Annotated in this window: 12 protein-coding genes; 10 read left to right on the forward strand and 2 right to left on the reverse strand. The window is 67.8% G+C overall.

Annotation, left to right across the window (positions count from 1 at the left end; all coding sequences use genetic code 11):
• The first annotated feature begins 106 nt into the window (after positions 1–106).
• The 8 genes from VN378_RS00005 to VN378_RS00040 all read left to right on the forward strand — a co-directional run bounded on the left by VN378_RS00005 (position 107) and on the right by VN378_RS00040 (position 5,596).
• Entirely contained in the window at positions 107–547 is a 441-nt protein-coding gene (locus tag VN378_RS00005; protein WP_325739743.1) for an HIT domain-containing protein, read from the forward strand.
• Positions 548–665: 118 nt separating this feature from the next.
• Entirely contained in the window at positions 666–1,139 is a 474-nt protein-coding gene (gene sdhC / locus VN378_RS00010; RefSeq protein ID WP_325739745.1) for a succinate dehydrogenase, cytochrome b556 subunit, read from the forward strand.
• Positions 1,136–1,543, forward strand: a complete 408-nt coding sequence (gene sdhD, locus VN378_RS00015; protein WP_325739747.1) for a succinate dehydrogenase, hydrophobic membrane anchor protein — start codon at positions 1,136–1,138, stop codon at positions 1,541–1,543. The genes sdhC and sdhD overlap by 4 nt, the downstream gene beginning before the upstream one ends.
• Positions 1,544–1,549: 6 nt before the next feature.
• Entirely contained in the window at positions 1,550–3,334 is a 1,785-nt protein-coding gene (sdhA, locus tag VN378_RS00020; protein WP_325739749.1) for a succinate dehydrogenase flavoprotein subunit, read from the forward strand.
• On the forward strand, positions 3,334–4,137 hold the full coding sequence (locus tag VN378_RS00025; protein WP_325739751.1) for a succinate dehydrogenase iron-sulfur subunit: 804 nt from the start codon (positions 3,334–3,336) through the stop codon (positions 4,135–4,137). The genes sdhA and VN378_RS00025 overlap by 1 nt, the downstream gene beginning before the upstream one ends.
• On the forward strand, positions 4,138–4,458 hold the full coding sequence (locus tag VN378_RS00030) for a 2Fe-2S iron-sulfur cluster-binding protein (protein ID WP_291833500.1): 321 nt from the start codon (positions 4,138–4,140) through the stop codon (positions 4,456–4,458).
• 8 nt (positions 4,459–4,466) lie between these two features.
• A complete protein-coding gene (locus tag VN378_RS00035; RefSeq protein ID WP_325739753.1) occupies positions 4,467–5,273 on the forward strand; it encodes a kinase in 807 nt (268 codons plus the stop codon).
• Entirely contained in the window at positions 5,270–5,596 is a 327-nt protein-coding gene (locus VN378_RS00040; RefSeq protein WP_325739755.1) for a PilZ domain-containing protein, read from the forward strand. The genes VN378_RS00035 and VN378_RS00040 overlap by 4 nt, the downstream gene beginning before the upstream one ends.
• On the opposite strand, the gene motA is transcribed toward VN378_RS00040, so the two are convergent.
• On the reverse strand, positions 5,593–6,462 hold the full coding sequence (motA, locus tag VN378_RS00045; RefSeq protein ID WP_325739757.1) for a flagellar motor stator protein MotA: 870 nt from the start codon (positions 6,460–6,462) through the stop codon (positions 5,593–5,595). The two genes, VN378_RS00040 and motA, sit on opposite strands and share 4 nt — an antisense overlap.
• Positions 6,463–6,533: 71 nt before the next feature.
• Positions 6,534–8,333 (reverse strand): long-chain-acyl-CoA synthetase, encoded by a 1,800-nt coding sequence (locus VN378_RS00050; protein ID WP_325739759.1) that lies wholly within the window; start codon positions 8,331–8,333, stop codon positions 6,534–6,536.
• A 261-nt stretch (positions 8,334–8,594) separates the two neighbouring features.
• Here VN378_RS00050 and VN378_RS00055 point away from each other — a divergent pair, with 261 nt between their 5' ends.
• Both VN378_RS00055 and VN378_RS00060 read left to right on the forward strand, forming a co-directional pair.
• Positions 8,595–9,056 carry a peptidase S1 gene (locus VN378_RS00055; protein WP_325739761.1) on the forward strand — a complete coding sequence of 154 codons (462 nt, stop codon included), beginning with the start codon at positions 8,595–8,597 and terminating at the stop codon, positions 9,054–9,056.
• A gap of 150 nt (positions 9,057–9,206) precedes the next feature.
• A partial coding sequence (locus VN378_RS00060) for a hypothetical protein (protein ID WP_325739763.1) occupies positions 9,207–9,760 on the forward strand: 554 nt, incomplete at its 3' end.

Here is a 9,760-nt window from a genome sequence, read left to right on the forward strand (position 1 = left end):
CTCCGTCCGAAGCGCAGATCGAGGCGGCGCGGCTGGCCCTTCAGCCGCCGCTGCGGGAATTGCGGGACCGGGCCTGCGTCATCTACGGATTGGACTGAACCGGACTGTGCCCGCTCCTTTCAAAGCCGATCCCGCCTTCGACGCCGGCTCCGTCGTCGCCTGCGACTGGCCGCTATGCCAGGTGCGGCTTCAGGACGACGCGCGCTTTCCCTGGCTGATCCTGATCCCCCGCCGCGACGGTCTGCATGAACTGGAGGATCTGGCGGCCGGGGAACGTACGGCGCTGATGGAAGAGATCGTCCGGGCCGGCGAGGCCGTTCGGGTGCTGGGCGAGGCTGCGGGCCGGCCGGTGCAGAAGCTGAATGTCGGCGCCCTGGGCAATGTGACGGCGCAGTTGCATGTGCACGTCGTCGGACGCCGCCACGACGACGGGCTGTGGCCTGATCCCGTCTGGGGCCGCGGCGCGGCGCGGGCCTACGGCGCGAACGGGTTGCAGGCCGCGGTGTCGCGCATCCGGCTGAAAACGGGCCCGGCGCCAGCCAAATGAGGTCGAGATCGCCCTCGGCGCTCACGCTTCGTTGACCCCCGCCGCTCCGCTGGACTAAAGCCTGATCACCGATTTCGAGCGCCTGATTTTGCTCAGGTTTCTGAGAACCATTCGCAATATGTCGACCTCCCCCCTGCCGGGCGACGCCTCCAACGATCCGAGCGACGACCAGACCGGCCGTTTCGTGGTCCAGCCCAACGGCCGCGTCCGCCCCCTGTCGCCCCATCTCCAGATCTGGCGCTGGCATGTGACCATGTTCGCCTCGATCCTGAACCGGTTCACGGGCGGGGCCCTGTCGGTCGGATCGGTGCTGATCGCCCTGTGGCTGCTGGCCCTCGCCTTCGGGCCGGACGCCTATGCGACCTTCACCGGCTGGATGGGGTCGCCCCTGGGTCTGCTGGTCTGGTTCGGCCTGACCCTGGCCCTGTTCCTGCACCTGACCGGGGGCGTGCGCCACCTGGTCTGGGACGCGGCCGTGGGTCTCTCGCCCAAAACGGCCGACGCCCTGTCGTGGGGCTCCATCATCCTGGGCGTCGTCGGCGCGGTGGCGTTCTGGGCCGTCCTGTTCGCCTCGGGGAGGGTCGTGCTGTGAGCCGCGAAACAAAAGCCTTCGTCAAGGGCGTCAAGGTTTCCGAGCGCCACGGCGCCGGCGAATGGACCGCCGAGCGGCTGTCGTCCCTGATCCTGGTTCCCCTGACCCTCTGGGGTCTGTGGAGCGGCTTCGTCCTGTCGGGCGGGGGCTATGACGGAGCCCGGGCCTGGTTCGCCTCCCCGGTCAATGCGGTGCTTCTGGCCGTGACCCTGCTGGTCAGCGTCTGGCACATGCAGATGGGGCTCAAGGTCATCGTCGACGACTACATCCACAAGCCCGGCTCGCGCACCGCGCTGCTGGGCCTGATCGGCCTGCTTTGCCTCGTGATCGCGGCGGCGGGCGTCTTCTTTATCGTACGGCTGGCGCTGGGCTCCGCGCCCCTGCCCGCCGGTTTCGGGATCTGACGGCTGATGGCTGCTTATGAATTCGTCGATCACGCCTATGATGTCGTCGTCGTGGGCGCGGGCGGCTCGGGCCTTCGCGCCGCCCTCGGCGCCGCCCAGCAGGGGCTCAAGGTCGCCTGCGTCACCAAGGTCTTCCCGACCCGCTCGCACACCGTCGCGGCCCAGGGCGGCATCTCCGCCTCGCTCGGCAACATGGGCGAGGACAGCTGGCAGTGGCACATGTACGACACCGTCAAGGGGTCGGACTGGTTGGGCGACCAGGACGCCATCGAATACCTCGTCCGCAACGCGCCCAAGGCCGTCTATGAGCTCGAGCACTGGGGCGTGCCCTTCTCGCGCACCGAGGAAGGCAAGATCTACCAGCGCGCCTTCGGCGGCATGACGCGCAATTTCGGCGAGGGCCCGGTGCAGCGCACCTGCGCCGCCGCCGACCGCACCGGCCACGCCATCCTGCACACCCTGTACGGCCAGTCGGTGCGCCGCGAGGTCGAGTTCTTCGTCGAATATTTCGCCCTCGACCTGATCATGCAGGACGGGGCCTGCACCGGCGTGACGGCGCTGAAGCTCGACGACGGCACAATGCACCGCTTCCGCGCCAAGCTGGTGATCCTGGCCACCGGCGGTTACGGCCGCGCCTATTTCTCGGCCACCTCGGCCCACACCTGCACCGGCGACGGCAACGCCATGGTGCTGCGCGCCGGCCTGCCGCTGCAGGACATGGAGTTCGTCCAGTTCCACCCGACCGGCATCTACGGCGCCGGCTGCCTGATCACCGAGGGCGCCCGCGGCGAGGGCGGCTATCTGACCAATTCCGAGGGCGAGCGCTTCATGGAGCGCTATGCGCCGACGGTGAAAGACCTGGCCCCGCGCGACATGGTCAGCCGGTCCATGACCATCGAGATCCGCGAAGGCCGCGGCGTGGGTCCGAACAAGGACCACATCCACCTGCACCTCGACCACCTCGACCCGGCCGTGCTGCATGAACGCCTGCCGGGCATCTCCGAGAGCGCCAAGATCTTCGCGGGCGTCGATGTGACGAAACAGCCGATCCCGGTCCTGCCGACCGTCCACTACAACATGGGCGGCATCCCCACGAACTATCACGGCGAGGTCCTGACCAAGGTCGGGGCTGACGCCGACAGCGTCGTGCCCGGCCTGATGGCGGTGGGCGAGGCGGCCTGCGTCTCGGTGCACGGGGCCAACCGCCTCGGCTCCAACAGCCTGACCGATCTGGTCGTGTTCGGCCGCGCCGCCGGCCTGCGGTGCGGCGAGGTGGTCGACAAGGCCTCCGGGGTGCCCGACGCCCCGGCCTCGGCCACCGACGGCCATGTGGCCCGGATGGACCGCTTCCGGTACGCCAGCGGCTCGACCCCGACGGCCCAGCTGCGCATCGACATGCAGCGCGCCATGCAGTCCGACGCCGCCGTCTTCCGCACCGGCAAGACCCTGGAAGAGGGCGTGGCCAAGCTGCGCGCCATCCACGCCGCCGGCGACGACATCAGGACCACAGACCGCGGCCTGATCTGGAACACCGACCTGGTCGAGACCCTCGAATACGACAACCTGATCGATCAGGCCCTGGTCACCATCGAGGGCGCCCTGAACCGCACCGAAAGCCGCGGCGCCCACGCCCGCGAGGACTATCCGGACAGGAACGACGTCGAGTGGATGAAACACACCCTCGCCTGGAAGGTCCCCGGCGACGCGGTGAAGATCGACTACCGGCCGGTGCACAATTACACGATGTCCGACGACATCGCCTACATCGAGCCCAAGGCACGGGTGTACTGATGGTCCAGCTGACTCTCCCCAAGGGCTCCAAGCCCACGACCGGCAAGGTCCACAAGGCCCCGGCCGGCGCGAAGAACGTCAAGACCTACAAGGTCTATCGCTACGACCCCGAGGTCGACGCCGACCCGCGCTGGGACGTGTTCGAGATCTCGGCCGACGACCACGGCCCGATGCTGCTGGACGCCCTCATCCACATCAAGAACGAGATCGATCCGACCCTGACCTTCCGCCGCTCGTGCCGCGAGGGCATCTGCGGCTCGTGCTCGATGAACATCGACGGGCGTAACACCCTGGCCTGCACCAAGGGCTGGGAGGAGTGCTCCTCCTCGACCATCTCCATCGCCCCCCTGCCGCACCAGCCGGTGGTCAAGGACCTGGTTACCGACCTGACCCTGTTCTACGCCCAGTACGACTCGATCCAGCCCTACCTCCAGTCCGACGAGCCGGATCCGGAGACCGAGCGCATCCAGCTGCCCGAGGACCGGGCCAAGCTGGACGGTCTGTACGAATGCATCCTGTGCGCCTGCTGCTCGACGTCGTGCCCGAGCTACTGGTGGAACCAGACGGAATATCTGGGGCCCGCGGCCCTCCTGCAGTCCTATCGCTGGATCGCCGACAGCCGCGACGACGCCACGGACAAGCGGCTCGACGACCTCGAGGACCCGTTCAAGCTCTATCGCTGCCACACCATCATGAACTGCGCCCAGGTCTGCCCCAAGGGGCTGAACCCGGCCGAGGCGATCGCGAAGACCAAGAAGCTGATGGTGTCCCCGTCGCGCAAGAAGACGGAAGCGGCCGCCTGAGTGGCGAAGATCACCTACATTGAACACGACGGCCGCGAGCATGTGGTCGAGGTGAAGAACGGCCTTTCCGTCATGGAGGGGGCGATCCGCAACAACGTCCCGGGCATCGACGCCGACTGCGGCGGGGCCTGCGCCTGCGCCACCTGCCACGTCTATGTCGACGAGGCCTTCGCCGCCGAGACGGGCCGGGCGTCGGCGATGGAGGAGTCGATGCTGGACTTCGCCGAGAACGTCCAGCCGAACAGCCGCCTGTCCTGCCAGATCCGGGTTTCGGACGATCTGGACGGACTGATCGTGCGCCTGCCCGAAAACCAGCACTGATCAGCGCCGTGGGCCCGGCGGACCCCCGGCTGATCGACCTGCTCGGCCGTCTGATCGCGAGAGGATCCCGGACCGCGGTCGGCCCGCCCCTGATCGCCGTGGTCGGGGCGCAGGGGTCGGGAAAGACCACCCTCGCCCGCGCCGCCGCTGAAAGGTTCGGCGGGGTGCAGGTCTCGATCGACGACGTCTATCTGACCCGGGCGCGGCGCGAGGCGATGGCGGAGGATGTGCATCCGCTGTTCCTGACGCGCGGGCCGCCGGGAACGCACGATCTCCGGTTGCTGAACCGGCTGATCAAGGCCTTGAGCACGGCCCGGCCCGACGACAAGGTTCTGATCCCCGACTTCGACAAACGCGCGGACGACCGCCGACCCATCCGGGACTGGCGCATTTTCGAGGGCCGCCCTTCCGCCATCCTGATCGACGCCTGGTGTCTGGGAGCGCTGCCTGAGGACGAGGCGGCCCTCGCCGTCCCTGTTAATGCGCTCGAGAGCGACAGGGACGCCGACGGGTCGTGGCGACGGGCCGTCAACGGCTTCGTCGCCGGTCCCTATGCCGGGTTCGTCGCGCAGTTCGACGCGGTCGTCTTTCTGAAGGCGCCGGGGTTCGAGGTCGTTCTGGACTGGCGCAGCCAGCAGGAGGCGGATCTGCTGGATGTACGCCTGAGGGACCTTCCCGATGAGGAGCGCCGGCGGCTGGCGGACTTCATCCAGTATTTCGAACGCGTGACGCGGCGAATGCTGGACGGCGGCGTCAAGGCGGACGTGGTCGTGCCGCTTGATCGCCACCGCCGACCCGGCTCTATACCCGCATGACGCAACAGCCGCCTGATCGCCGCTTCGAACCGCGACACCCCGCCAATGCACGGGGGATCGTCGTCGCGCCGGGGCTGGAGCTGCCCTGCCTGATCGTGGACCAGTCCGGCGCGGGGCTGCGCGTCCGGCTGGACCGCGGCTTCGCCCTGACCGGAACCGTCATCGTCATCGACCTGGCCCGCGGCATGGCCATCGAGTGCACGGTGGCGTGGAGCAAGGGGCTGGAAGTCGGGCTGAAGCAGTCCGGCCAGATGTCGTTGCGGGGTCTGGTGCCCTCGCGCTTCGCCGCCGCCCGGGAGGCGTTCCGTCGGGCCGGAGGCTAGGCCTCGGCCGGCGCGCCCGAGAGGGACTCTTCCATTTCCAGGAAGGAGGGCTGGGCCGAGGAGGGAATGTCGCCGCGCCCGATCTCGACCGAGATCTGCGCCGCATTGCCGTGCAGGTGGGCGACCAGAACCGACTGGATGATTTTGTAGAAGGCCGATTCCTCGTCGATGATGGCCTTCAGCCGCGAGGCGATGGGGCCGACGAGGCCATAGGCGAGGAAGACGCCGAGGAAGGTGCCGACCAGGGCCCCGCCGATCATGCCGCCGAGGATTTCCGGCGGTTCGGTGATCGAACCCATGGTCTTGATCACCCCCAGCACGGCCGCGACGATGCCCAGGGCGGGCAGGGCGTCCGCCAGGGCGGTCAGGGCGTGGGGAGCGTCCAGCGCTTCGTGGTGGTGCTTCTCCAGCTGCTTTTCCATGGCGTCCTCGATCTGGTGGGGATCCTCGAGGTTCATGGTCATCATCCGCAGGGTGTCGCAGATGAAGTCCGTGGCGAAATGGTCCTTCAGCACCTTGGGGTATTTCTGGAAGATGGTGCTCTCGGCCGGCTTCTCGATGTGGCTTTCCAGGGCGATGACGCCCTTGGACTTCATCGTCTTGGTCAGCTGGAACAGCAGGGACAGCAGATCCTTGTAGTCCTGCCTCTTCCACTTCGGGCCCGCGAAGGCCTTGCCGAGGCCGCCCAGGGTGGCCTTCATCGTCGTCGTGCTGTTCGAGATCAGGAAGGCGGCCAGGCCGGCGCCGCCGATGGCCATCATCTCATGCGGCAAGGCGTGAAGGATCACCTCGAACTTGCCGCCCGAGATGATGTAGCTGCCGAACACGAGGCCGAACAACAGCACGATGCCGATAATCTGGAACATGGAAGGGCGTTACGTCCTGCGTGCGCGAGAGACGCCGACCATCGCCATTAATGATTAAGGGGCGGCTAACCCTAAAGTCGTGTCTCGCCCTTCAGGATCGCCTGCCGTGCAGCGTCGCTGAGCCTGGTGTAGCCACTCTTGCCGCCGCGCACATACAGGGCGCCGTCGACCTTGTCGGGATCGAAGCCGTCGGCCACCAGATCGGTCTTCCTGTATTTGAAGGTGCCGGTGGTGTCGGCCGACTTGATCAGCCGCACGAAGGCCGGGCGGGCGTAGACGGGCAGTTCCTGGTCGACCCAGTCGGCGAAGGGCCGGGCCGCGAAACGGCCGTCGACGACCAGGGCGACCATGCCCGCCTTGCCCTCGTGGCCGGGCACCGGAACGCCATAGGCGATCACTTCCCTGACGCCGGGGGCGTCGGCCAGCCGCTGCTCGACCTCGGCGGTCGAGACGTTCTCGCCCTTCCAGCGGTAGGTGTCGCCGATGCGGTCGATGAAATAGACATAGCCTTCGCTGTCCTGCTTCATCAGGTCGCCGGTCCGGAACCAGCGGTCGCCGCGTACGAAGACGTCGCGCAGGATCTTCTTCTCGGACGCCGCCTTGTCGGCATAGCCCGAGAAGGCGTGGCGGATGTCGTCGCCGATCATGCCCAGGGCCTCGCCGACCTCGCCCGGCTTCGCCAGCTGGCACAGGCCATCGGGTCCGCGCACCGGCTCCTCGGTCTCCATGTCGAACCGCACGAGGCGGAAATTGATCTGCTTCTTGAGGAAGCCCGGCACCCGGCCGATGGCCCCCGGCTTGCCGTCGAAATTGAACACCGAGACGTTGCCCTCGGTCGAGCCGTAGAATTCCAGGATGTCCGGGATGGCGAACCGCTTCTGGAAATCGGTCCAGACGTCGGGCCGCAGGCCGTTGCCGAAGGCGAGTCGAAGCTTGTGCGACCGTTCGTCCGGGTTCTCCGGGCAGTTGACCAGGTAGCGGCACAGCTCCCCGATGTAGACGAACAGGGTCGCGCCCGAGGCTTTCACGTCCGGCCAGAAATTCGTGGCCGAGAACCGTTTGCGCAGCACCAGCCGGCCGCCGTTCAGCAGGGCGGGGCCGACCCCGACCAAGCCGCCGGTCGAATGATACAGCGGCAGGACGTTGAAGGTCACGTCCTTGTCGGTCGCGGCCGTGGCCCCGGCGAAGGCGCGCATATAGGTGCGGGCGCGGGCGTGGGTGATCCGCGCCGCCTTGGGCATGCCCGTGGTGCCCGATGTGTAGATGAACATCGCGGTATCGCGGTTGGTCAGGCCCGACCGGGCCGAGCGCGCCGGCCGCACCGACGAGCCGCTGCGCACCGGCTTGTCGAGGCCGCGCCGTTCGTCGGCCTCGTCCTCGTCCTTCAGCCCCAGCACCCAGAGCATCAGGTTGCGGCCCGACAGACCGCGCGCGTCCTCGACACGTTTCCAGCAGTCCTCGTCGGTGACGACCTGGGAGGCGTTGGAGATCGACAGGCAGTGGGCCAGGGCGTGGCCGGTCAGATTGGTGTTGATCAGGGCCGTGGCGACCCCGACCTTGGAGAAGCCCAGCCAGGCGGCGATGTATTCGGCCCGGTTCAGCATCACCAGGGCGATGGTGTCGCCGCGCTTGAGCCGCCGGCTCTGGGCCCAGTGGCCGAACCGGTTGGCCATGGCGTCCAGCTCGCGATAGGTCAGGCTGCGGCGGTCGTCCTCGATGGCGACGTGTTCGGCGTATTTGTCGACGGCCTCTTCCCAGTCGTCGCAGACGAGGTCGGCGCTGTCCAGGGCGATGGGCTTGATGCGGTTCAGCAGCCGTCGCAGCCCCTTGGCGAAACGCATGTTGCGCTTGATGTTCGCCACGAGACCCATCGCCGTATCCACTCCCTTGTCCGCCGCCCCTCCGGTGATGAACAAGCCGTTCGCCGCGGTCAACCGGCAGGGGATTCTGATCGGCAATTGAGACCGGCTGCATGCTGCTTTGCGGGAAGGCGTGGCGCCGATGCGGCGGTGACGCAGGGCCGGCGTGTCGAATCGAGACGGACGCTTGAAGATTGGCGGAAGCTTGGGCTTAATCGGCAAACAGGGGTTTGCGGCGTCGGGATCGCGGAAAGGCCCCGGGGGACTGAACCAATGCGACTTCTGATCGCCGCCACGGCATGCGCCCTGGCCCTCGCGGGCGCCGTCTCGGCGCAGGACTACAACGCCGAGCCCAACTACGGCGACATCACCCTGGCCCCGGGCTTCACGCCCGATCCGCACCTGGTCAGCCTGCGGGCCGGCGGGGACGTCAGCGCGACGGCCGCCGGCAGCGGCTGCTCGGGCTATATTACCCGCGCTCCGGACTTCCGGCTGAACTGGAGCGGCAAGGGCTCGCTGAACCTGAAGATTTCGGTTCTGTCCAAGGCCGACACCACCCTGGTGGTCAACGGCCCGAACGGCGAATGGTACTGCGACGACGACACGGGCGAGGACAACAACCCGCTGATCACCCTCGCATCGCAAGGCGGGCGGTATGAAATCTGGGTCGGCACCTATTCGAGCGGCGATCCGCAGCCTGCGGTCCTGTCGATCTCTGAACTCAACAACTTCTGACGCCGTAACGCCAAGTAAAGCGTCGACCGAACAGCTTCGCCGTTGTCGCCGCAATTGTGGCGACAACGGTGTTTCTTCACGGCTTCAACAAGATCGCGGAACCGCGGTCTCGCATGACTGTTCCTTGTCCATCGATTTGGAGGAACAGACATGTCCGTGACTTATCCTGCCGACCCGCTGAAACCGTACGGCGACCGCACCGAGGTCAACCCGCTCGGCGACCGTATGGGCCTGGGCCCGCGCCCCGACGGCGCGACCGAAGAGCCTTTCGTTCCCGTCTACGCCCGTCGCGGCAAGGCTGCGCGCCGGAGCGGCGGAAAGATCAAGACCTGGATGATCCTGGCGCCCGTCGGCGTGCTGGTTCTGGGCGGTCTCGGCTATATGGCCATGCAGGGCGGCGAGGAAACCGTCGCGCCGCTGGCGGAACCCGCCGCGACCGCCCCGGTCGTCGCCGCTACGCCGCTGGCGGAGGCCGCCGCGCCCGTGACCGCCGCCTCGACGCCGGCTCCGGTGCAGGCCGCTCCGGTTCCCGCTCCCGCCCCCGCTCCCGCCCTGCGTCAGGCCGCGCCGGTTCGCCGCGCCGCCGCTCCGGCTCCCGCCCGTCGGGCGACGACGCCGACCGCTCCGCGCGCCGCGACGGCGCCGGCCGCACGAACGGCGATTCCGGCTCCGACGAGCCCCTCGACGTCGACGCTGAACACGGC

This window comes from Brevundimonas sp. (assembly GCF_035561115.1).
Lineage (GTDB): Bacteria > Pseudomonadota > Alphaproteobacteria > Caulobacterales > Caulobacteraceae > Brevundimonas.

What these genes read in the sequence shown, in the direction of transcription:
- sdhC (WP_325739745.1), top strand. Translation starts at nt 666, where the DNA reads ATGTCGACCTCCCCCCTGCCGGGCGACGCCTCCAACGATCCGAGCGAC.
- sdhA (WP_325739749.1), top strand. Translation starts at nt 1,550, where the DNA reads ATGGCTGCTTATGAATTCGTCGATCACGCCTATGATGTCGTCGTCGTG.
- VN378_RS00025 (WP_325739751.1), top strand. Translation starts at nt 3,334, where the DNA reads ATGGTCCAGCTGACTCTCCCCAAGGGCTCCAAGCCCACGACCGGCAAG.
- VN378_RS00040 (WP_325739755.1), top strand. Translation starts at nt 5,270, where the DNA reads ATGACGCAACAGCCGCCTGATCGCCGCTTCGAACCGCGACACCCCGCC.
- motA (WP_325739757.1), bottom strand. Translation starts at nt 6,462, where the DNA reads ATGTTCCAGATTATCGGCATCGTGCTGTTGTTCGGCCTCGTGTTCGGC.
- VN378_RS00050 (WP_325739759.1), bottom strand. Translation starts at nt 8,333, where the DNA reads ATGGGTCTCGTGGCGAACATCAAGCGCAACATGCGTTTCGCCAAGGGG.
- VN378_RS00055 (WP_325739761.1), top strand. Translation starts at nt 8,595, where the DNA reads ATGCGACTTCTGATCGCCGCCACGGCATGCGCCCTGGCCCTCGCGGGC.